Source organism: Exiguobacterium sp. SH1S21, assembly GCF_004337175.1.
Taxonomy (GTDB): domain Bacteria; phylum Bacillota; class Bacilli; order Exiguobacteriales; family Exiguobacteriaceae; genus Exiguobacterium; species Exiguobacterium aurantiacum_A.
In genome coordinates this window covers 26,525-49,460 of record NZ_SJUY01000009.1, presented here as the reverse complement: position 1 = coordinate 49,460, position 22,936 = coordinate 26,525, and the positions used below count along the sequence as shown (strand labels likewise).

The following is a 22,936-nucleotide window of genomic DNA, read 5'->3' as shown; positions in this document are numbered from 1 at the left end:
ACACAAGATGAACACTTTACAGAAATATCCACATAAGTTGCATCACAGACAATTGAGTCATATCTCGTTACGATAAAAATCCTATGGATGAATACAGATTGGTGAATTCATCTGCTTCTCCAAAGGGAATTTTAATAAGTTAGAAGTCGACTCCATTAAGCGAGCATGCCGATTTTATAGAACTTGAAGCGGTGTCTTTCCCAAAACGAGTCATTCACGTTGTCACCGCCACATCATCTTGAATGCCTTCGACCATCTTTACGAACGCCTCGTCGGGGTCGGTCGTCCCGGACGCGCGCAACCAGTCTTGGAAATCTCCTTCATACAGGACACGACCTTCATGGAGGAAGATGACATGGGACTCCAGCTGGGATAAGTCATGCAGTTGATGCGTCGAGATGAGGCACGTACGACCGTCTTTTACGAGTTGCTGTAAATGGCGCATGATGTTGATGCGTGACGCCGGATCGACGCCGCTCGTCGGTTCGTCGAACAAGTAGAGCGATCGTTTGACCGAGGAGAGCAATGTCACGAATAGCCATTTGCGTTCTCCGACCGACATTTTGCCGAGCTTCATCTTCCACAGATGCTCGAACAGCTCTTGTTCCCGGGCGGTCGTGAGTCCGTTGACATAAGTCGCTAGTCGCTTGAAGTCAGGCCGCTTTGTAAGTCGTCCTATGAAGTACGTGAGATCTTTTCCCGTTAATTCGTTGTGATACAAAATCTGTTGCGTTAAATACAGCATGTCAGACGATGGTACGAGCTGTAGCGAGGCCCGGTCGACTGGGAGCGTCCTTGTCATACAGTCAAACAACGTCGTCTTCCCGGCCCCGTTCAGGCCAATCAAGACGTTCAGTTTATTCGGATGAAGCGTGAATGAGACGTCGTCGAGCACGGGACGTGTTGCTTTCGGATAAAAGTAGGTCAAGTTTTGAATGTTCATCATTTCCTCCTAGCGTGTGACGGATGAGACGAGGTTGAAGCGATTCATCGCGAACAGGCCGACGATGACGTAACCGACAAGAGAGAGAATTGTCGTAATCAGGTTAAATGAGACGTCGACTTGCGTGACACCATGAACGACGGCGAGCGACAGTTGAAGTAGGGCATAAAACGGATTGGCATAACCGAACCAGACATCTGGCTGTTTGACGGCTAAAAGGAACAGCGGATAGGTGAGAATGTTCGCAAATTTCATCAAGCTCGATACTTTCACCGGCAGAAGCGTCAAGACGACACTTCCGAGCGCGAACGGAAAGCTGCCGAGCAACAGCAGGATTGGGCTCGCGAGCAAACCGAAAGTGAAATGACCGTGGACGAGCGTGACGACAACTGTGAAGAGTAGGAGACTGATTGCGGCAAACAAGAGCTGGGCCAATAAGATGGCCAACATGTATGTGTATTTGTTGCCGGAGATCATGACGTACGTCTTCATGAGACCGTATTCGCGCATTCGTGCGAGTTCGAGCGCAATCCCGTTCAAATAAGTCGCCAAGATGATGTACACCCAAAAGTACGACAAATACGTGGCGTATTCGGCAGACGTCATCGTACCGATATTTGGTGGACTGTACAGGAGGGCGACACCGAGCGGGAGTCCCATCGTTAAAAGAAATGGCACTTTATCCGTAAGGACGATTTTTGCGTACAGAAAGAAATAACTCGTGATTTGATGCATATATACCTCCGAGGTTGATGTGGATTAATTCGATATACGCATTTACTAGCATGATAGTTTCAATTATTTGTAAATTTATCCGTTCACACTTTGTTTATAACTTCTGTTTATCCTTGAGGTACAACCAAAAGGAGGAATTGACAGATGAACAAAAAACTGAAGTGGGGATTAGGTGGCGGTGCCCTGGCCATCGCGTTAGGAGCTGGCATTTTCTTGATGCCGCAATCGGTCGAATATAAGTCAGAGCAAGTGGCGACGGAGACGATTGAGAACGTCTACACGTTTGCCGGTCAGGTGACGACTGTCGGAGAAGATGCGACCGGACGACTGTTGATCGACGAGCGGGATTTAGGGAAAGTCGAGGAAGGTGATGCGCTGACGATCTATACGAACGCATTGGACACTGAACTCGAAGGAACGGTCGAATCGATTGCGGATGAAGCGGAAGCATTGACGACTCCGGGCTCGTCAGCACGTTATGCGATGAACGTCACGTTGCCTGAAACGGACGGATTACGAAACGGGATGACGCTCGAAGGCTCGATTGTCGTCGAACGTGTCGAAGAAGCAGAGACGCTATCACTCGACAGCATCACGTTTGAAGAAGGCGACGCCTACGTGTACGTCGAGGGCACGGATGGTCCGGTGAAACGGCAAGTCGAGCTCGGCATCAGCGACGGCAGCCGCGTTGAGATTAAAGACGGATTAGACGAAGATAGCGTCCTCTTAATGGATGAGGCGACAGCTGGGGGTATCATGCCACCACAGATCGGAGGCGGACAATGAGCGCACTCATTGAAGTCACCGATTTGACGAAAGCGTACGGGTCGGGTGAAAACGAACAGATCGTGTTGAACGGTATCGATTTGACGGTTCACGACGGCGAGTTCGTCGCCATCCTCGGGCCGTCTGGTTCGGGGAAATCAACGCTCATGAACATTCTCGGTTGTCTGGACGGATACACGAGCGGTCGCTACAGCTTTGGCGACCGTGACGTGACCGGATTATCCGAGACCGAATTGTCGGCGTTCCGCAATCAGCAGATCGGGTTCATCTTTCAACAGTTCAACTTACTGCCGCGATTGACGGCAAGCGAAAACGTCGAGTTACCGCTCATCTATCAACGGCTGTCGAAGTCGGAACGAAAAGACCGGACGCACCAGATGTTGACGCGTGTCGGGCTCGGCGATAAACAGAACCATTACCCGAATCAACTGTCGGGTGGGCAACAACAACGTGTCGCCATCGCGCGGGCGCTCGTGACAAATCCGTCTCTACTGCTCGCCGATGAGCCGACCGGGGCGCTCGATCAGACGAACGGACGTCAAATTCTGAACTTGTTTCATGAATTGCATGCGGAAGGGAAGACGATCATCATGATCACCCATGACCTCGACATCGCCAAAGAAGCGACGCGCATCGTCTACGTTCGGGATGGCCGTATCGAGAAGGAGGAACGACGATGATTCGAGAAAATATACGTATGGCCTGGCTGACGGTGATCAGTCATAAGATGCGCTCTTTCTTGACGATTCTTGGAATTGTCATCGGGACGGCGTCCATCATCACACTCATGACGGTCATCTCGGGTGTCACGTCCTCAATCAATGAAGAAGTCGCGACGTTCGGGGCGGACCGGATGAGTGTCCAAATCGAAGATGCGACGAAGAATGGCATCAGCGTCACCGAAGTGGAACGTCTCGAAGCGATTGACGGCGTCGAGTCGTTATCGCCTACGACAAGTCATCAAGCGGACGTCTATTTGGGCGGTCAAACGACCGAACAGAGCGTCCTTGGGAAGAGTGACGCGTTCTTCTCAGATTCGACACTCGCTTCCGGGCGTGGCATCACGCCAGTGGACGTCTCGGAGCGGACACGCGTCGCCGTAATCGGTGATACGATCGTGAAGGAATCGTTCCCGACCACGTCGCCAATCGGTGAGACGATCACGATCGGCGGGATCCGTTACATCGTCGTCGGCACGCTCGCCCCGTCTTCAGAGTTTTCGATGTCGACGGACGAGACGATCGTCATTCCGGTGACGACCGCGCTTCACCAGTTTCATGTGAATACGATTTCGACGTTTGACCTGTACACGGAATCAGGACAATCTGAGACAGTAAGTGAAGAATTGACGCAGCAGTTGACGACCGCATTTAACGGTCGGGACGCGTTTACCGTCACGAGCTTTGAAGACGCCCTCGCGTCAATCGACCAAATCAACTCCTTGCTCAGCATGCTGCTCATCGGCATCGCGTCCATCTCGCTGCTCGTTGGCGGTATCGGCATCATGAACATGATGCTCGTCTCGGTGACGGAGCGGACGAGTGAGATCGGCTTACGAAAAGCATTAGGCGCGACACCGGCGAAAATTCGCCAACAGTTCTTGTTTGAATCGGTGCTCTTGTCCGTCCTTGGTGGGGTGGTCGGTGTAGTGGTCGGCGCACTCCTTGCCTTCGGTTTGACCGTCGTCATGGGTGTACCGTTCACGTTGGCTAGTTCGACCGTCGGCTTGGCACTAGGGTTTTCAGTCGTGATCGGTGTCATCTTTGGATATATCCCGGCCCGTAAGGCGTCCGCCTTGCAGCCGATTGAAGCGTTACGAAACGCATAAAGAAAGAAGGAATCTCGTATGGTCACGCTATTGCTTGTCGAAGATGATCCGGCACTCGGAGGTCTTCTGTTTGAATATTTGACGACAGCGGGCTACCGCGTGCTGTGGGCCGTTGACGGAGAGGAGGCGCTACATCTGCTCGATCAGCAACCGATCGACGTCATCGTGACCGACATTATGATGCCGCGTCTCGATGGTCGAGCGTTGACCGAGCAACTGCGGGGCGCAGGTTACACGCTCCCAATCTTAATGTTGACCGCGCTCGAGACGTTGCCTGATAAGAAGAAAGGATTCCGGGCCGGGGCCGACGACTATCTCGTCAAGCCGGTCGATCTAGAAGAACTCGAGCTCCGCATCGAGGCGATGCTACGACGAGCCAATATATATCGAGACCACCAGATTCAACTGCACGATTGCGTGTTAGACGAAACATCACTGACGGTGATCACCCCGGTCGAGACAATCGAGGTGCCGAAGAAAGAGTTTGAGTTGTTGTATCATTTGGCGACGCATCTCAATCAAGTGTTCACGCGACAACAGTTGCTCGATCGCATATGGGGCTATGAAACGGAAAGTGACGTCCGTACAATCGATGTCCATGTTAACCGTCTCCGGAGCCGCTTGAAGCATGTCGACGCATTTCAAATCAGTACCGTCTGGGGACTTGGGTACCGCTTGGAGTTGAAGTCATGAAGTCCTTCTTCAGCTCGATTTACGGACGTTTCCTGACCATCTTCTTCGGGCTGTTGCTCATCCCGATCTTACTGACGCTGACGCTTTTCTTGACGTTCCAAATGAACGCGTTGACGTCGCAAGTCGAGACGATGCTCGTTGAACGGGCCGAGAGCATGCTGACGGCTTCTGAGCGTTATGAATTAGGAGCCGATGAGGTCATCGACTTGTTTTCCGAGCGGACGCTTATTGTCGAGACGGACCGCTACGCGGCCGCAAGTTGGTCGGTCGCGGAGCGCGCGCGTCTTGAACGAGGCGACGTGCTGACCGTAAGCGACGAGCGATTGCCTGCCGTCACGCTTTTAATCGATCGGACTGTCGTGACGTTGTCCCCGAACGCGGACGAGAACCCGGTCACGATTTTCCGTGATTTGTCGTTCCAGACGTTGTTGCTCACGGCGCTCGTCTCGAGCGTGCTTGTCTTGTTCGCGGTCCGGCTCATGACGAGACGGATCGACCGAGTGACCGAGGCGGCAAGTAAAGTCGCTTCTGGTGATTTGACGGTACGGGTACATGACGGCGGGGACGATGAGATCGGCAAGTTGGCGAGTCAGTTCAACCAGATGACCGAGACGTTGGCGACGAACGAGTCTAAAAACGAGGAATTGACGGCGATCATGGCGCATGAATTCAAGACGCCGGTCGCCTCGATCCTCGGCTACGCGACGCTATTGAAACGGGCTGACGTACCGACGGAAAAACGAGTCAACTATGCGACGATGATCGAACAGGAAGGCAAGCGGCTGTCGCGGTTGTCACGTGATTTGCTGCGCCTTGCCAAGTTGGATCACTCGGTCGTCGGATTAGACGTCAGCCGCTTCTCGCTCAGTGAACAGATGCGGGAAAGTATCTTGTCGTTTGAACGAGAGTCGAGTCGCAAACGGTTGAACCTGATCGCTGAGCTTGATGAAGTCGAGATGGTCGGCGATGCCGGACTGCTGCACCAAGTGTGGATCAACCTGATCCAAAATGCGATGACCCACTCTTATGACGGCGGCACGATCCGCATCAAGCTCATGCAAACGGCGGAATCGATTGTTTGCGAGATCACGGATGACGGGGAGGGCATGACCCCGGAACAAGTGAGCCGTATGTACGAGCGATTCTATCAGGCCGACCCTTCGAGACATCAAGGCGGGTCAGGACTCGGTATGGCGATCGTTCAAAAAATCGTCACGTTGCACGGTGGTCATGTAGACGTCACGAGCGAATTGAAGTCAGGGACGACGGTGCGTGTGACGCTTCCCGATCAAAAAGACAGGTAGCTGCTACCTGTCTTTTTGTCTGTCCGGCTTCAACCCGCCCGCGACGAGCGGTCCTTCAAACGTGATCGTATAAATGATGCGTGCGATATCTTCTACCGTTTCAGTTCGGTCATTATAGAGCCATTCATAAATGACGCCCATATGTGCCGACGAGATATAGGAGACTAAATAATCGGGCGGGACGAGCGACTGCGTCTCGTCGAACAATACGGTCGGGGAACGGTGAAACAGAGCCGTGTACATGTAGGCGCGGAGTCTCGCCTGGAACTGCGGGTCGCCGTTCGGACCGAGAAGCGGTTTCATCAAAATCTTATTTTGCTCGATGAACCGGATGAACGGGACGAGCAACTGATGGGGAGCGGAGCCTTGTTGATTGCCAAAGACGTTCGGCAAATTTTTGATGAGTTTTGTTTCGGCCTCATGAAAGATCGTTTCAATCGATTTTTCCATGAGATCGTACTTATCCACATAGTGGCTATAGAACGTACCCCGGTTGATGCCGGCGCGTTCCGTGAGCGCCTTCACCGTGACCGCTTCAAATCCTTGTTCTTCGATCAATTCGAGCAACGCCTGTTTGATCAACTGCTTCGTCCGGACGACCCGTAAGTCTGTCTGTTCCATATTTTTTCTCCTTTATCCAACACATTGTCGCCGTCTGTTGGAAAACCAACACTGTGACCGAGATTGATGATTGTTGACCGTTCGAGCGCGGACTATACTGAACGTATAAACCAACACGGTGTCTTTTAGTCCAGTGTACACGAGGCAGACATCGGGAGGGAGTCCAATATGAATATTCAACTGAACGACGTCAGTAAATCGTTCGGTGACCAACTGGCCATCGATCATATCGGCTTCACGATCAATTCGGGCGATATCTGTTGTCTGCTCGGTCCTTCAGGGTCGGGGAAGACGACGCTCATCCGTTTGATGATCGGCGCATTGGCGGCAGACAAAGGATCGATTCGGATCGGCGAGACGGTGATGCCGAACATGAACATGCTTCATAAGATCGGATTCATGCCGCAAAACGATGGGCTGTACGACGATTTGTCGGGTGAGGCGAACCTCGAGTTTTTCGGCTCGATCTATAAGCTCGGCAAGGCAGGGCTCAAACAACGGATTGATGACGTGCTCGCCCTCGTCGATTTGACGGCCGACCGAAAAAAGCTCGTCCGCAACTATTCGGGCGGGATGAAGAAGCGGCTGTCGCTCGCCATCGCCATCCTCCATCAACCGGACGTCTTGTTTTTAGACGAGCCGACGGTCGGGATCGACCCGATTTTGCGCCGCCAGATTTGGGATCAGTTTCAAACGATTCGAGCCGGTGGGACGACGATCATCGTCTCGACCCACGTCATGGACGAGGTGCTCGAGTGTGACCGGGCCGCGCTCATCTACAACGGGCGCTTGATCGCCTATGACACGGTGACGCACTTGCTCGAACAGACCGAGAACGGACGCGTCGAGGAACTGTTCCTCATTGCCGGACGAGAGGAGGCGAAGCACGATGCGTAACTTGGCGAAACGGGTCATCTTTCAGACGTTGAACGACAAGCGGAGCGTCGCCTTGATTTTGATCGCCCCGCTCCTCATCCTCACACTCGTCTACTTCTTGCTCGGCGACTCGGATTACGTGCCGGTCGTCGTGCTTGATGAGGCCGCCCAGCAGCAACTTATCGACGCGTTTGAAGCCGAGACGCTCGACGTGCGACTCGATACGGTCGAGGAGCCGGTTGCTTATTTGGAAGACAATAAAGACGTCGATGCCGTCTTCGAAGCGGGACAGGCGGGTACCATGATCACGTTGCGCGAACCGTCGACGAAATCGTCGAAAGCGGTGCGTGAGATCCAAGCGGCGTTGTCGGCGCTCAATCCGACGGCCGATATCGAGATGAATTACGTATACGGAGAAGAAGGACAGTCGACGTTTGATTCGTTCGGCTACGTGTTCTTGTCGCTGTTCTCGTTCTTCTTCGTCTTCATCCTGTCGGCGATGGCGCTCGTCAAAGAGCGGAGCGGGGGTACGCTCGAACGGCTGCTCATGACCCCGATCAAACGCGGACAAGTCATTTTAGGGTATACGCTCGGCTATGGCGTCTTCGCGGTCGTGCAGTCTGTCCTCATCGTGCTCTATACGATTTACGTGCTCGGGCTGACGTCGCTCGGGAACATCGGTTGGGTATTTCTTGTGATGATTTTAATGGCCGGGACGGCCGTTTTGTTCGGGGCGACGATTTCGGTGTTCGCCCGCTCGGAGCTCCAAGTCGTCCAAATGATCCCGTTCACGATCATCCCGCAAGTGTTCTTCTCAGGATTGATCCCGCTCGACTTGATTCCGTATGGGCTCGGCAATTTGAGCTACGCCATGCCGATCTTCTATGGGGCGACGGCAATCAAGGAAGTGATGGTGTACGGGAGCGGTTTCACCGGGATCTGGGGTTATGTGCTCGGTTTAATCGTTTACGCAGGTGTGCTTTATTTATTGAATATGCGGGCGCTCGGGAAGTATCGCGGGCACTAAAAAAGGATTCGAGCGTGGGCTCGAATCCTTTTTATGATCAGTTTTTAACGCCGTCACGCTTCGCGATCTTGTCGCTCACTTGTTGACCGCTCAATGTCACCATCGGCATGCCACCGCCAGGGTTCACGGTGCCGCCGACGAAATACAGATTGTTGTACAGCTCGCTTTGCTTCTTATGCTTGAAGCCGCCGTTCCGTTTTTTATCCGCGACGGTGCCGTAAATCGCGCCCCGGTCCGATCCATACGTGCGTTCGATGTCATGAGGCGTCCAGACGTCGCGCGTCACCGTGTTGTCTCGTAACCCGTCCAAGCCCATGCGTTCGAGCTTATCGAGGACGCGTTCTTCAAACGCCGCATACTCTTCTGGTGTGAACGGTTCGTCTTGGATGTACGGGATGTGCGGCAGAATTTTAATGTTCTCATGTCCTGCCGGCGCCTGTGTCGGGTCGGTCTTATTGACGTTCACCAAATAGATGGTCGGGTCGTCCGGTAGCTCGTGTTTCTCGAAGATCTTATCCATCTGTTCGTGCAAGTTCTCGGAGAAGAAGAAGTTGTGGTGTCCTAAGGCCGGATACTCTTTTTTGACGCCGAGATGAATCACGAAGCCAGAACTCGCCGGTTCATATTTTTTCACGAGCTTGTCGACATAGTCTTCATCCGCATCGACCATCTTTTGATAGAACGGGATGACTTCCATGTTGGAGACGAAGTAATCGGCTGACCGGAGTCGGCCGTCCTCGAGCTCGATGGCGGTGATCTTCTCGTTGATCGTATGGGCACGGACGACACCTTGCCCCGTATGGATTTGGACGCCGATCTCCTCGGCGAGTTTCGTCAATCCTTCGGCCAATTTGTGCGTACCGCCTTCGACGTACCAGCAACCTTGAGCGTACTGCATATAAATCATCATGTTGAGCACGGCCGGGGCGCTGTAAGGCGACGAACCGACGTATTTGACATAGTAGGAGAGCATCGTCCGTAAATGCGGGTTGTTGATTCGTTTCGAGATCCCATCGTACATCGTCGACGTCAAGTCAAATCCGAACAACGTCGAAAACAGGCCGGTCTTCGCCACCGCTTCTAGCGGTGATTCAAACCCTTCCTTCAAGTAACTCTTCTCAGTCGTATGGTAGATGCGCTCGGCATAGTCCAATAGTGCCCGATACTCTTCCATGTCTTTATGTGACAGCGTCGGATTGGCGCGCTCCATCACGTCGAGGTCGTGATATAAATCTAATACCGTGCCATCCGGGAAGAACGAGCGCCACTCGAGATCGAGACGTTTGATTGGCACGTAGTCCGCCATCCGCTTGCCGCTACCCGTGAATAACTTTTCAAAGATTTGCGGCATCGTTAAAATCGACGGACCGAGGTCGAAGCCGAACCCGTTTTGCTCGAGTCGATTCACTTTCCCGCCGATATGGCCGTTCTTTTCATATAAGGAAACCTCATACCCTTGTTGAGCGAGAGAAATGGCCGCTGACAAGCCGCCAAGTCCTCCCCCGATCACAATCACAGACTTGTTCACGTTGTTCATATACCGTGTCGCCTTCCTTCCAACATCTATTTTGCATACATTCAGCTTTTAAGTACTTTGCCGTCGGTCGACAGATTCCCTGCCTTGACGAGGAGGGGAAGATGCAATTCTGCACATTCAACATATAAACCGTTGGCATTCGATTCTTCTCCGTATACATACCCGTTTGGATACGTTTGGAATCTGAATGTATGAAGTGAGTAGCGGCCGTTAAAGGGAAAGAATCCAATCTTTCGTTTGATTAAAAATCGGGACGCGTTCAGCTAACTGAATCACGGTGAACCACGCACCGGTATAACCAAGCGCGGATAAGACGTTATAGAACGTATACGTTCGAAACGACAACGAGGTGAATCCGGCGACATAGTGAATCGGGTGGCGCAAACCGGGAATAAAGTAGGAGACAAGAATGACGCGTGCCCCGTATCGTGCATACAGCGCCTCGGCTCGTTTTAAATAACGTGAATCACGTTTTGAAGTTGGGATGAATCGATTCAATCCGCGGCCAATCAAATAAAACCAACTAAAGGCAAACGTGAAGACCATCCAAGTGGATACGAACACGAGCCATTCGGGAACTGTCGTCACGGCTGTAATCGTCAAATGGGTGACCATCAAGACGTCATCGGACAACGGGGTAAACATGATACCGATTGCGAGCACCACGTATTGTGTAAGTATTGTTTCCAATCGAGTCACTCCTTCTAACGTCTAGTATGGAGCGATAAGCGTAAGAAGTGTTTAGCAGAGTCTTAAGAAATGTTAAGAAGTTCAACAGAATGCGTTGTGATGCGCTCGGTACACTTCATATAGGTATATAACTAAAACGGGATCTGCATGTTTTTGCCGTTTCACAGGCGAAAGTGTATGGGAAATGTAAAAGATGCTACGCTAGTTGAACAAGATGAATTCAAAGTTCGTCTGTCAACACGTAGTGCACGAAGTGAGGGGGAAGAGAATGCGTCCACAACCGACAATTCTGATTGCCGATGACGATGAGGCGATCCGCGAGTTGCTCGCCATTTATTTAAAAAATGAAGGATACGCCTTGCGATTTGCAAAGACGGGTCAAGAAGTGCTTGACGTCGTCGCACACGAAGCCATCGACTTACTCATCCTTGATTGGATGATGCCCGTCATGGACGGCATCGAGGCCTGTATTGAAATTCGCAAGACGCAGTTCATGCCAATCCTCATGCTGACGGCAAAGACGAGCGATTTGGATCTGATGCAAGGCATCTCGATTGGTGCGGACGATTACATGAAGAAGCCATTCAATCCGCTTGAGGTGACACTTCGCGTGAAGTCGCTACTTCGACGCTACCGGGACTACGGTGCTGACCAGTCGGCCCAGTCCGGCGTGCTCATTTTTGATGACGTCACACTCGATATTCAAACAAGACAATGCACGAAAGGGGACACCTCGATTCGGCTGACACCGAAAGAGTTTGATATCCTCGCCTACTTCATGCGCCATCCGAACCAAGTGCTGACGGTCGAACAGATTTATGAGGCGGTTTGGGGAGAAGACGCGTTTGAGGTCGACAATACGGTCATGGTCCATATCACGAAAATTCGCGAGAAGATTGAAGAGACGCCGCGGAAACCTTCGTACATTAAAACGGTATGGGGCGTGGGGTACCGCCTATGAAAAAGCGACAATGGGACCGGTTACTCGTTAAATTAATCGGGATTATCCTAATCAACGCCCTCATCGCCACGATTGCGTTTCTAATTATGGGCTATTTAATTAGCTTGTATTATATTCAGAACGAGACCACGCCTGATCCGTTGATTTATAACCTTGCTTTCTTAAGCGTGACATTTATTACAATTATCATTTTTGTGATTGGCTTTTCATTGATGACGCGAAAGACGCTGCAAAAAATCACGGATTTATCAAACGAGATTGAACAAATCGCAAACGGAGATCTTGGACGAACCGTTGAAGTGACGGGGCGAGATGAACTCGCTACGCTTGCAGAGAGCGTTAACCAAATGTCGAGGCAGTTGCATCAATTGTTCGAGAAAGAACGGTCGCATGAGGAAGAACGAAATCAACTGTTCTCTAACTTGTCCCATGATTTACGTACCCCGTTGACGAGCGTTCGCGGTTATGTCCAATTGCTACAAACAGAACGGGAATGGACAGATCAAGAGCAAAGTCACTTCAACGTATTACATGAAAAAACGGCACAGCTCGAACATCTTCTCGATCAACTGATGGATGTGAATCGGTTGTATTCCGCACAAGTGACGTTATCGAAACATCGCTTGAATATCAGCTTGTTGACGAGCCAATTGGTGCACGAATTACAACCGTTGTTTGCTGAAAAGGGATACCGTTTAACCGTGAACATCCAATCGGACGTCTACGTGGAAGCTGACCAAGAGCAACTCATCCGTGTCTTTCAGAATTTGATGTCGAATGCGTTAAAATATGCGATGGATGAAAGTCCGATTGAACTGACACTGATCCAACAGGGGTCAGTGGTTGAGTGGCGACTCTGTAACGGGACGTCACAACAGACGATCGATGCGATGGATCAATTGTTCGACCGGACATACCGTGTCGATGCATCACGAGGTGAGACACCAGGAGATGGGCTCGGGTTATCGATCGCACGTCAAATCATGTTGCTTCATGAGGGGACGCTTACGGTGTATTCACCGGAAGCAGAGTGTATTTGTTTTCGGGCGCGCTTTGCGCTTCGTATGTAAACAGTTGTCGATAGACACAAACATCGAATCAGCTTTCGCTTGATTCGATGTTTGTGCGTTTTTGACCGATGTATTGGATGATCGCGGATGTCCCTTGATGAAGTATTCCTTCGTGTCGTTCCACAACACCTTCAAACAAGCGGCACGTGTTGAGTGAGCCGGTGAAGGTAGAGAAATCATGCGCTGTGTATAAGAGCGTCTTTTCTTTTGGTCCGCCTGTCCCATAAGCGAGTTGCTCTTCACTATACACTTCTGTCACGAAGTAGCCTCCTGGCTTCAATGCTCGCTCGATCCCGTTAAAGACGGCCGTTTTCACTTCTTTCGGGAAATGACCGTATATACATAAAACGGCGTCGTAAGCCTGTTCAGGCCAGTTCGCTTCAGCCAAATCGACGAGGCGGGTCTGCAGCGTCACGCCGCGACGTTCGGCCAAACGTGTGGCTTTGTCTAACCCGACTTGCGAATAGTCCCACATTTCTACGTGGAGTCCTTGCTCCGCGAGCCAAACGGCGTTTCTGCCTTCTCCCTCGGCGATTGCGAGAACGGTCATTCCTTTTTTGAACAAGTGCACTTGTTGCTTCACGAACTCATTTGGTTCTTCTCCATAGACATACTCATCCGTATCAAAACGTTGATCCCAAGTTGACATGTGATGTTCCTCCTTATCGACGGTCGAGCCGGCATGCGATCTCGTCTCTTCATTTTACTCGATGAACAAAAAAAGCATCCGAGCAGATGCTCTGAATGCTTGTTAGCGTTTAAGTAGCAAGACGACGCCCGTTACGAGAAGCGTGAGTCCGCTGAATAACCGTACTTGATTGCAAGTCACTATCGTTCACCCCTATAAGTCATGATCGTTCGTTCATTTTTTGGCGACCCGGATTTGGGTCCGTCCCATCTCCCGATAGATCGAGAGGATGTCCGTCCCATAATTTCCCGACGGTTGCATCGCCCATTTGCGATGCAAGGCCGGCCAAGTCGTCGCAGAGCCTCGTTTCACATAATGGAAGCGCGGGTCGACGCGGGTCGAGTTTAACGCTTCTTTAGAAGCATATGCTTTCAAATGTTGAATCTGTGCCGTCACGCCTTGGTGCGGGGAGCGGAAGAAATGGCCTTTGACCCCTTTGCCGACTGTACCGATCCCTGAGTAATTGTGCTGCTTCGGAAGGACATCCCCGCCGTAGCGGAAGTAACCTGTCTCTTTCAATGCTTGGGCAAAGGCGACGTCCCCGCGGACGCCTTCTTTTGCGCCGATGATGACGAACAGTTTGGCGAGCTCTTCGACTGTCACGCCATGAAGGCGGACGGTTCTCGGATTTTTCGCTTTCACGTAGTCTGCCATCTGTTTAGGAGTTAAAGTCGATGCTCCCATAATAGCACGATTCTCTTTCTTTGGCGCGGCTTCGGCCGATGTTTCGAAGGTGAAGCACGAAGTTAAAATCAAGATCATAGCTAAGCCAAAAGCGAGCACTTTTTTCATCAAGACATCCTCCGATTCGATTGAATAAACTATACAGATAATACCATATTATTCAGAGGCACAATCATTAATTTTAGCTAAAAAGGGAACATAATCCAAATTTGCGTCGTAGATTAGAATTGAGGTGAGGGGAATGGATAAACAAGAACGTGCCATAGCGCTAAAACGGCATCAACAGAAACGAAATCGTTCTCAAATTAGTCTCGCTCTATTACTCGTTTTGACGTTTATACTCGCATATCAAATCGGACAGTTTTATATCGGGCTCGGAATTGGGGTTATCTTGTCTATCGTTGTGACGGGATGGCTCCATTATAAGGAGAGTCAGTTCGCGCGGAGTATGGCGCCTGAGGCGAACGTCAAGCGATTGATTAGTCGTCAGTATATGTGGACATTTTTGTTCATGATGTTACCAAGTTTGATTTTATTTGTCATGGTTCTATTAGGTCGCCCGCTCCTCGGCTTATTTTTTATAGTTGCAGTTGCAGCTCAATATATGGTGCAGTGGTATTATGAGCAACAAATTCGGTTACTTGACCCGGAGCAACCGAGACGGGCAGATGTTCGAGAACAATCGATTTAGAGAGGCGGTACCACATGTTTACAGCATATCAATTCCAGATTAAATTGCTGGGGAGTCCGACCCCTGTATGGCGCCGGTTCATCATCCCGGCGGAGACGAATTTCAAACGGCTTCATGACGCGATTCAACTCGTCATGTGGTGGGAAGATTCACATTTGGCAAAATTCGAGGACGATTTACGTAACCCGACGTTCCGCTTCGTGTTAAATCCTGAAGAAGTGTATGAACACAAAGATCGTCTCGCGTATTTAAAGGCTCAGTCAAAGCTGAGCGAATTTGAAACAAATTTATTGGAACGGTTCAAGCAAGTAACGGTCCGGGACATGAAAAACGTGAAGCTCCCGAGTATCATCGAGTCCGATCAAACACTCTACTACACGTACGACTATGGGGACGATTGGCAACATGAACTGATTCTGGAGAAAGTCATCGCCGATTATCCGCACCCGCATCCGATGGTGACGGAGTGGGAGGGCGAGACGCCGTTCGAGGATATCGGTGGCATGGCTGGAAACATACACCTGCAAGAGATTTTAAATGATCCGAACCATCCGCAACATGAAGAAATGATTGAGTTAGGAAAAGAAGTTGAGCCGTATGAAGTCGATCGCATCAACTTTTTGTTGAAAGAGTATGTGACGGTGAAGCGAGTGAAATAGCACGCAAAGAAAGCCGTCCTGTGAGAACAGGGCGGCTTTTCGTATAACTTAATTCGCTTTTTTGAGCTCTTGCTCTTCTTCCTTGAAATCGAGTTTTCGAACATCGACCCGTTTCACGAAAAATGCTAATACAAGCGCAAGTAAGTTCATCGCGAGCGCAACATAAAACGATACTTGAATCCCTGACAGTAGCGCTTGCTGCGTCATCGCACCCATTGCGCTTTCAGTGAGTGTCGACGGATCGACGCCGGTCATAAGTGACTCGGCTTCAGTCCGTGTCACCGAGTTCATGATGGTGACAAGCACTGCCGTCCCGATCGCACCGGATACTTGTTGTGCCGTGTTGTTGATGGCCGTGCCGTGCGGGTTAAGGTGTGTCGGCAACTGGTTGAGACCGTTAGTCATGATGGGCATCATGACCATCGACATCCCGAACATACGGAGCGTGTACGTCGTCACGATGTACGTATACGTCGAGTCGAGTTGAACGTTCGCGAGCATATACGTCGAGATCGCCGTGATGGTGAGACCCGTGATGGAGAGTAACTTCGGTCCGAACTTATCGAACAGTTTCCCCGTGATCGGTGACATGATCCCCATGATGATGGCACCTGGCAACAGCATCAGTCCTGAATCGAGCGGCGAGATGCCGCGGACGCTTTGAACGTAAGCCGGCGTCAAGATCATCCCGGAAAACATGGCGACCGCGTTGACCATCGCGATGATCGACGCGAGTGCGAACATCGGATATTTATACGCCCGTAAGTCGAGGAGCGGTTTTTCCATGTTGAGCTGGCGGACGACGAACGCGATAAGTGCGACGAGACCGACGATCATCGTCGTCAAGACGATTGGGTTGTCCCAACCGTCCGAGCTGGCCGAACTGACGCCGTATAAAATTCCGCCGAAGCCGAGCGTCGATAAGACGAGCGACAAGTAGTCGAGCGATTGGTCTTTGTTTTGGACCATGACGTTCTCGGCTTTCCAAACGGCAAGTGCGAGTCCAATGATCGCCAGCGGGAGAATCATCTCAAACAAGACGCGCCAGTCGTAGTACTCGACGATATAGCCCGACAATGTCGGTCCGATCGCTGGTGCCGTGATCATGACGAGACCGAAGATACCCATTGCCGTTCCGCGTTTCTCACGCGGGAAGCTGACGAGCATGACGTTCATCAAGAGCGGTCCCATCGTTGAGGCACCGACCGCTTGGATCATCCGCCCTGAGAGCAACCAGCCGAACGTTGGAGAGAAGGCGGCAATCGCCGTCCCGAGGGCGAAAATCGCCATCGACGTAATGAAGAGCGCCCGGTTTGAGAAGCGGGTAATCAAGTAGGCCGATGCTGGGACGAGGACACCTGTCACGAGCATAAAGCCAGTCGCGAGCCATTGGACGGTCGAATAGTCAGCGATGTTCAAATCGACCATGATCGATGGGAGAGCGACGTTAAGTAATGAGTTGTTCAAGAAGGCGATGAATGCCCCGACGAACAAGACCGCGAGCATGAGATACGGCGGTTTCTTTTGGAATTCTGGTTTCATCTGGACTGCTCCTTTATTTTCTAAATAGTTATATACTAGTAAGTGTCGATGAAATGATTTTATACCCATCGTGTAAAAAAATCAACAATTTTGTACCGTGAGTTCAAAATGCTATACTTAGGATACAAACCAAACAGAACGGAGTAATCGGTATATGAAAGATAAAAAACGAAAAGTCGCCGATGTTGCTATGACGTTGTTCATCGAGAATGGGGTACAGCAGACGTCGGTCCAAGAAATCAGCGAGCGGGCTAACATCTCGAAAGGGACTTTCTACAACTACTTCGCCTCGAAGACGGACTGTGTCGCCAACATCCTTGAGAATTTGCGCTATGATGCCGGCCAGCGTCGCATCGAGATGCAGATGGGACGGGACAAGCGCGATAAAGATGTCTTTATCGAGCAGATCTCGATTCTCATTCAGTTAAATGAGGAACGTAATCTGTACGCCTTGTTTGAGTCGATCATGTCGGCGAACGAACCCGAACTGAAGAAACTCGTCTTGCAGCATCGCGTCTATGAGATCGAGTGGCTCGCCATGCGCCTGACGGAAATTATCGGCGAACCGATTCGTCCGTATTCGATCGAATTGACGATTCTATTCAACGGGATGTTGCAACACGTGTTGTTCACACTTCGCATCACCAACACGGCCTACTCGATCCAACGGCTCGTCCGCAACCTGTATGCGTACGTCGAGCTGATGGCGGCACGGATGGTCGAGACGGGCGAACATATCTTGAACCCGGTCACGGTCGATCAAATGCGGGGGACGACGGATAAAAACTTGGTCACGAAAGAAGAGTTGGTCGAGATGGCAGAGCGGATCCAAAAGCATGTGGTAATGACGGAAGAACAAAGGGATTTATTTGAGGCGATCACGTATGAATTGCATCAAGAGCGGCTTCGGAAAATTGTCATCGAGCAATTGCTCAAGCCGTTTCAACGCTTGTTCAAAGGTGTCACTGGCGAGACCGAGGTTCAAAAATTTACGAATCTTGTATGGTTGTACACACGGACACATTGACGACAAAAACTTTCCTGTTACTGTTATATAGAAGAAAGACGTCACAATAATAAATCTCAAAATATTCCACGAAAAAGAATTGATTCCTACAAATTCATGCGCTACAATCAAATTACCGAAAGCGCTTTCGGGAAGAGGAGACTGACATGGGTACGATCTATGATTTAGCAAAGAAAACCGGCTTTTCGATCACGACCGTCTCTAAAGCGTTGAACAACTACAAGGACGTGAGCGACAAGACGAGAGCCAAGATTTTAAAAGCAGCCGCCGAGATGGATTATCTGCCGAACGCACACGCCCAGTCGTTATCGACGAAGAAATCGTGGGCGATCGGAGTCATGTTCTCGGAAGCGAACGAAGTCGGGATGAAACATCCATTCTTTAACGGAATCATTGAAAGTTTTCGTCACGCGACAGAGGAACAAGGCTATGATTTGATCTTTGCCTCAAGAAACCTCCGCAACCGTGACATGAGTTATCTCGAACACTTCAAACACCGCGCCGTTGACGGCATCGTCGTCATCTGTTCGGACCGGATGGATGAGCAAGTCCAAGAACTCATGCAAAGCGACATCCCGATCGTCGTCGTCGATATGGACAGCGCGGATTGTAGCGTCGTCTATTCGGACAATATCGAGGGTGCACGTTTAGCCGTGAACCACTTGTACGAACTCGGTCATCGCAAGATCGCACATATCGCCGGTGACAGAACGATTGACGCCGGTGCGGCCCGAATCAAAGGGTACGAGCTCGCCATGCAGGCACTCGATCTTCCAATTGAGCCAGGTTATCTGATCAACGCCGGATTCTTTTCAGTCGAAGAAGGTAAACAAGCGATGGAGAAGCTTCTAAAGCTCGAAACCCCTCCGACCGCAGTATTCGTCGCGGGTGACCAGATGGCGATTGGTGCGATTGAAGCCGTCCATGAGCACGGTCTCCGGGTGCCGGAAGACATCTCGATCATCGGTTACGATGACATCGACATGATCAAGTACATCACGCCGAAGCTGACGACGATTCGTCAAGATACGGACGAGATCGGCGAAGCAGCAGCCGAGTTGTTGATTGAACAAATGACCGCTAAAGAACGACTCACAGAACGTCGAGTTATTCCGGTCAAATTGATCGAACGCTTGTCATGCGCACCGGTCAAAAACTAAAGTAGTCCCGATGATATTTCGAAGTCGCTCTCTCCCCTTTAATCGGATAGAGGGAAGAGCGCGATTTCGAAAGTCATTCCTAAAAAATCGAAATCGCTTTCGATATTTTATTTCGACATTTTCGAAAGCGCTTTCGACAATTTATTCCCTCTTCTTGCAAACGCTTTCTAAAAAACATTAAAAGGATGGGTTCACACATGCGTAAAAAATTAGTCAGCTTACTTTCAATCGGAGCACTATCAGTCGGCGTCTTGGGCGCATGCTCAAACGACGAAGAAACTTCAGGTTCTGGGTCAGGTTCTAAAGACGATGTCTTAAAAGTTTGGTCGTTCACGGATGAGCTCAAAGAACCGATCAAAACGTACGAAGAGCGCAACGGCGTCAAAGTCGAATTGACAATTGTTCCAATCGCGGACTATCCGACAAAACTCAAGCCAGCACTTGAAAGTGGCGTTGGGGCACCAGACGTATTCACTGGGGAAATCGCGTTCCTTAAGCAATGGGTTGACGCAGGATACTGGGAAAACCTTTCAGACGAGCCATACAATGTAAATGAAATCGCGGACGACTACATCCCATACGTCTTTGACCTTGGGAAAGATAAAGAAGGCAACGTGCGCGCCCTTTCATGGCAAACGACTCCAGGTGGTGTCTACTACAAACGTAGCCTAGCGAAAGAAGTGCTCGGCACGGATGATCCGACTGAAATCGGAAACATGATGAGCTCGATGGACGGCGTCTTCGAAGTTGCTGAGAAGATGAAGCAAAAAGGCTATCGTATGTTCCCAGATGAAGGCGCGATCCGTTGGTTCTCACAAGGCGCAAACCCTGAAGCATGGGTAAACGACAAGAACGAACTTGTCTTGACACAAGATAAGATCGACTACATGGACTACGCGAAAGAGCTTCGTGAGAAACAATACACGGCACTCGCTCCAGAATGGTCACCATCTTGGTTCGAAGGTATGTCTAAACCAATCAAAGTTAAAGAAGGCGGCAAAGAAGTCGAAACACAAGTCTTCTCATACGTCCTCCCGACATGGGGTCTCCACAGTGTCTTGAAAGACAGCGCGAAAGATTCAGCCGGTGACTGGGGAGTCACAAACGGTCCAAGCCCGTACTTCTGGGGCGGCACATGGCTCGGAGTTTACGAAGGGTCGAAAAACAAAGAAGCAGCATACGACTTCGTTAAACTCATGACGCAAGACGAAGAGTTCTTGACAGGTTGGGCTGAAGAGACTGGTGACGTACTCGCTTACAAACCGGTCACAGATAAGATCAAAGATGATTTCAGCGACGACTTCCTCGGCGGACAGAACAACTATGAGTTCTTCCTCGACCAAGCTGATGAAATCACACCAGGAATCGTAACGAAATACGACCAACAGCTCGACACACTCTACGGCGCGTCTGTCCTCCAATACGTTGAAGGCAAAAAGTCGAAAGACGAAGCAATCGCAGAGTTCAAAAAACAAGCGAAGAACGCTTACCCAGACATTACAGTTGACTGAAGCAAGCTAACCCGCGGGGGGGATTCCCCCCTGAAGGGTTGCTATGGAAGGAGTAACACGACGTGAAAAAACTTGACCGTTACGGCTATGCGTTTATTGCCCCATTTTGGGTCGTCTTTTTGACATTCAGTATCTACCCGGTCTTCTTGACCCTGTACTACAGTTTCACCAACTATACCGGCAGCCCGGGTGAAGAGGTCGTCGGTTTCGCGAACTACGCGCGTTTGTTGACAGACACATACTTCATCGAGGCGTTCGTCAATACGATTAAGATTTGGGGAATAAACTTTGTCTTGCAAATCGGTCTCGCACTGGCTCTCGCGCTCTTGTTCTCAGATCTTCGTTTGAAATTGAAGGGCCTCGCGTTCTTCCGTTCATTCTTCTATCTTCCTAACTTGATCACGATCAGTTCGGTCGCACTCTTGTTTGGAATTTTGCTCGACTGGCAGCACGGATCACTCAACATGATGCTCTTGAAACTCGGCATTATTTCAGACCCGATCAATTGGTTATCGCAACCGGTGACGGCACAACTGTCCGTCTCACTCATTTTGACATGGATGTGGTTCGGTCACTCGTTCATCATCGTCATGGCCGGTGTATCGGGGATCTCGCAAGATTTCTTCGAAGCTGCCCATATCGATGGCGCGAACCGTTGGCAGATGTTCACGAACGTCACGGTGCCATTACTTAAGCCGATTCTCTTGTATATCATGATCACATCGCTCATCGGTGGTCTTCAACTGTTCGACCTTCCGCTCTTGATAACGGATGGAGTTGGTGCGCCAGACGGAGCACTGAACACGATGGTTCTTTACTTGTACAATCAAGCATTCAAGTATAACAACTACGGCTATGCATCAGCGGTTGCTTACGGCTTGTTCTTGATCACGCTCGTCTTCTCGGCGATCGTCTTCAAAGGCATGTTCCGTAAAGAGCGCGCTGCGCAGAAGGGAGCATAAGCAATGGAACAGAATGCAGAATCACGGCGTATGCTCGCCGACAGCGAAGTACAGCCACAACGCGAGGAGAAACCGCTCCGCGTGGAACCGCCAAAGAATAAACAAAAGAAGAAAATATTTAGCCGCGGATTGATTTATACGGGCTTGATCATCTTGACGATTATCTGTTTCATCCCGTTCCTGATGATGCTCGTCAACGCGACACGGACGAACGGAGAAATCATGACCGGTTTCTCTCTTATCCCAGGGACATCACTGCTCGATAACTATGCAATTTTGAGTGACTACATCAACATTTGGACCGGATTTAAAAACAGTTTGATCGTTGCGGTGCTCGTGACGTTGCTCTCGGGTTACTTCTCGGCCATGACTGCGTTCGGATTTTCGTTCTACGACTTCAAAGGGAAAAACGTGATGTTCATCTTCATGCTCGTCATGATGATGGTCCCGGGACAACTCGGACTTATCGGTTTCTACGAGATCTCTAAGACGCTCGGGATTCTCGATTCGTTCATCCCGCTCATCATCCCGTCGATCGCGAGTCCGTTCGTCGTCTTCTTCATCCGCCAGTACACGCAAGCGACGCTGCACGTCAGTATGATCGAAGCAGCGCGGATCGATGGAGCGAGCGAGCTTCGCATCTTCCATACGATCGCGCTTCCGATGATGATGCCAGCTGTTGCGACGATGTCGATCTTCACGTTCATCGGCTCGTGGAACAACTACTTGATGCCGCTCGTGCTCTTGTTCTCACCAGAGAAGTACACGTTGCCGGTACTCATGGGCTTCTTGAAAGGTTCGCAAGTCGCCGAAAACCTCGGTGCCCTTTACCTCGGTATCGCGATTTCAGTCGTGCCGATCATGATCGCCTTCTTGTTCTTGTCGAAATACATCGTCAGCAGTATCTCGGCTGGTGCGGTCAAAGAATAACTAGACAGAAA

24 protein-coding genes are annotated in these 22,936 nt (G+C 50.6%); 16 read left to right on the top strand and 8 right to left on the bottom strand.

Going from position 1 to position 22,936, the window contains the following annotated elements:
* Positions 1-214 precede the first annotated feature (214 nt).
* Complete coding sequence (locus EVJ24_RS12320) at positions 215-943, bottom strand: ATP-binding cassette domain-containing protein (protein WP_131441510.1); 729 nt, start codon at positions 941-943, stop codon at positions 215-217.
* A gap of 9 nt (positions 944-952) precedes the next feature.
* Positions 953-1,678, bottom strand: coding sequence for a hypothetical protein (locus EVJ24_RS12315; protein WP_131441509.1), 726 nt, complete (start codon positions 1,676-1,678; stop codon positions 953-955).
* A gap of 144 nt (positions 1,679-1,822) precedes the next feature.
* Between EVJ24_RS12315 and EVJ24_RS12310 the strand changes: the two genes are divergently transcribed.
* Genes EVJ24_RS12310 through EVJ24_RS12290 form a run of 5 tightly spaced genes read left to right on the top strand, consistent with a single transcriptional unit; the run spans position 1,823 to position 6,289 of the window.
* A complete protein-coding gene (locus tag EVJ24_RS12310) occupies positions 1,823-2,464 on the top strand; it encodes an efflux RND transporter periplasmic adaptor subunit (protein ID WP_131441508.1) in 642 nt (213 codons plus the stop codon).
* Positions 2,461-3,144, top strand: a complete 684-nt coding sequence (locus EVJ24_RS12305) for an ABC transporter ATP-binding protein (protein ID WP_070329059.1) — start codon at positions 2,461-2,463, stop codon at positions 3,142-3,144. Before EVJ24_RS12310 ends, EVJ24_RS12305 begins: the two co-directional genes overlap by 4 nt.
* Entirely contained in the window at positions 3,141-4,292 is a 1,152-nt protein-coding gene (locus EVJ24_RS12300; RefSeq protein ID WP_236637653.1) for an ABC transporter permease, read from the top strand. Before EVJ24_RS12305 ends, EVJ24_RS12300 begins: the two co-directional genes overlap by 4 nt.
* Before the next feature lie 18 nt (positions 4,293-4,310).
* Positions 4,311-4,985 (top strand): response regulator transcription factor, encoded by a 675-nt coding sequence (locus tag EVJ24_RS12295; protein WP_131441507.1) that lies wholly within the window; start codon positions 4,311-4,313, stop codon positions 4,983-4,985.
* Complete coding sequence (locus EVJ24_RS12290; protein ID WP_070329062.1) at positions 4,982-6,289, top strand: HAMP domain-containing sensor histidine kinase; 1,308 nt, start codon at positions 4,982-4,984, stop codon at positions 6,287-6,289. Before EVJ24_RS12295 ends, EVJ24_RS12290 begins: the two co-directional genes overlap by 4 nt.
* A 3-nt stretch (positions 6,290-6,292) precedes the next feature.
* Here the strand turns inward: EVJ24_RS12290 and EVJ24_RS12285 are convergent, their stop codons facing one another.
* Entirely contained in the window at positions 6,293-6,910 is a 618-nt protein-coding gene (locus EVJ24_RS12285) for a TetR/AcrR family transcriptional regulator (protein WP_035386467.1), read from the bottom strand.
* Positions 6,911-7,078: 168 nt separating this feature from the next.
* Here EVJ24_RS12285 and EVJ24_RS12280 point away from each other — a divergent pair, with 168 nt between their 5' ends.
* A complete protein-coding gene (locus EVJ24_RS12280; RefSeq protein ID WP_071398963.1) occupies positions 7,079-7,807 on the top strand; it encodes an ABC transporter ATP-binding protein in 729 nt (242 codons plus the stop codon).
* Positions 7,800-8,813 (top strand): ABC transporter permease, encoded by a 1,014-nt coding sequence (locus EVJ24_RS12275; protein WP_131441506.1) that lies wholly within the window; start codon positions 7,800-7,802, stop codon positions 8,811-8,813. Before EVJ24_RS12280 ends, EVJ24_RS12275 begins: the two co-directional genes overlap by 8 nt.
* A 37-nt stretch (positions 8,814-8,850) precedes the next feature.
* Here the strand turns inward: EVJ24_RS12275 and EVJ24_RS12270 are convergent, their stop codons facing one another.
* Both EVJ24_RS12270 and EVJ24_RS12265 read right to left on the bottom strand, forming a co-directional pair.
* Positions 8,851-10,350 (bottom strand): phytoene desaturase family protein, encoded by a 1,500-nt coding sequence (locus EVJ24_RS12270; RefSeq protein ID WP_071398961.1) that lies wholly within the window; start codon positions 10,348-10,350, stop codon positions 8,851-8,853.
* Between the two features lie 210 nt (positions 10,351-10,560).
* Positions 10,561-11,040: a DedA family protein gene (locus EVJ24_RS12265; protein ID WP_071398960.1), complete on the bottom strand. Its 480-nt coding sequence runs from the start codon at positions 11,038-11,040 to the stop codon at positions 10,561-10,563.
* 268 nt (positions 11,041-11,308) lie between these two features.
* Between EVJ24_RS12265 and EVJ24_RS12260 the strand changes: the two genes are divergently transcribed.
* The gene (locus tag EVJ24_RS12260; protein ID WP_071398959.1) at positions 11,309-12,001 is read left to right on the top strand and encodes a response regulator transcription factor; all 693 of its coding nucleotides are present in this window, start codon (positions 11,309-11,311) and stop codon (positions 11,999-12,001) included.
* Complete coding sequence (locus tag EVJ24_RS12255; RefSeq protein ID WP_161568754.1) at positions 11,998-13,071, top strand: HAMP domain-containing sensor histidine kinase; 1,074 nt, start codon at positions 11,998-12,000, stop codon at positions 13,069-13,071. The genes EVJ24_RS12260 and EVJ24_RS12255 overlap by 4 nt, the downstream gene beginning before the upstream one ends.
* A 28-nt stretch (positions 13,072-13,099) precedes the next feature.
* Here EVJ24_RS12255 and EVJ24_RS12250 read toward each other — a convergent pair whose 3' ends face one another.
* Positions 13,100-13,720, bottom strand: a complete 621-nt coding sequence (locus EVJ24_RS12250; RefSeq protein WP_131441504.1) for an SAM-dependent methyltransferase — start codon at positions 13,718-13,720, stop codon at positions 13,100-13,102.
* Positions 13,721-13,933: 213 nt separating this feature from the next.
* Positions 13,934-14,551, bottom strand: coding sequence for a glucosaminidase domain-containing protein (locus EVJ24_RS12245; protein WP_131441503.1), 618 nt, complete (start codon positions 14,549-14,551; stop codon positions 13,934-13,936).
* 133 nt (positions 14,552-14,684) lie between these two features.
* Here EVJ24_RS12245 and EVJ24_RS12240 point away from each other — a divergent pair, with 133 nt between their 5' ends.
* Both EVJ24_RS12240 and EVJ24_RS12235 read left to right on the top strand, forming a co-directional pair.
* A complete protein-coding gene (locus tag EVJ24_RS12240; RefSeq protein WP_131441502.1) occupies positions 14,685-15,134 on the top strand; it encodes a hypothetical protein in 450 nt (149 codons plus the stop codon).
* 14 nt (positions 15,135-15,148) lie between these two features.
* Positions 15,149-15,793 (top strand): plasmid pRiA4b ORF-3 family protein, encoded by a 645-nt coding sequence (locus EVJ24_RS12235; RefSeq protein ID WP_071398954.1) that lies wholly within the window; start codon positions 15,149-15,151, stop codon positions 15,791-15,793.
* A 48-nt stretch (positions 15,794-15,841) separates the two neighbouring features.
* Here the strand turns inward: EVJ24_RS12235 and EVJ24_RS12230 are convergent, their stop codons facing one another.
* The gene (locus EVJ24_RS12230) at positions 15,842-17,335 is read right to left on the bottom strand and encodes a DHA2 family efflux MFS transporter permease subunit (RefSeq protein ID WP_131441501.1); all 1,494 of its coding nucleotides are present in this window, start codon (positions 17,333-17,335) and stop codon (positions 15,842-15,844) included.
* 154 nt (positions 17,336-17,489) lie between these two features.
* On the opposite strand from EVJ24_RS12230, the gene EVJ24_RS12225 reads away from it, so the two are divergent.
* The 5 genes from EVJ24_RS12225 to EVJ24_RS12205 all read left to right on the top strand — a co-directional run bounded on the left by EVJ24_RS12225 (position 17,490) and on the right by EVJ24_RS12205 (position 22,925).
* On the top strand, positions 17,490-18,362 hold the full coding sequence (locus EVJ24_RS12225) for a TetR/AcrR family transcriptional regulator (protein WP_131441500.1): 873 nt from the start codon (positions 17,490-17,492) through the stop codon (positions 18,360-18,362).
* A gap of 146 nt (positions 18,363-18,508) precedes the next feature.
* Entirely contained in the window at positions 18,509-19,522 is a 1,014-nt protein-coding gene (locus EVJ24_RS12220; RefSeq protein ID WP_071398945.1) for a LacI family DNA-binding transcriptional regulator, read from the top strand.
* Positions 19,523-19,719: 197 nt separating this feature from the next.
* Complete coding sequence (locus EVJ24_RS12215) at positions 19,720-21,033, top strand: ABC transporter substrate-binding protein (protein WP_236637652.1); 1,314 nt, start codon at positions 19,720-19,722, stop codon at positions 21,031-21,033.
* A gap of 62 nt (positions 21,034-21,095) precedes the next feature.
* Positions 21,096-21,995: a carbohydrate ABC transporter permease gene (locus EVJ24_RS12210; protein WP_131441498.1), complete on the top strand. Its 900-nt coding sequence runs from the start codon at positions 21,096-21,098 to the stop codon at positions 21,993-21,995.
* A 3-nt stretch (positions 21,996-21,998) separates the two neighbouring features.
* The gene (locus tag EVJ24_RS12205) at positions 21,999-22,925 is read left to right on the top strand and encodes a carbohydrate ABC transporter permease (RefSeq protein WP_201740378.1); all 927 of its coding nucleotides are present in this window, start codon (positions 21,999-22,001) and stop codon (positions 22,923-22,925) included.
* Positions 22,926-22,936 lie beyond the last annotated feature (11 nt).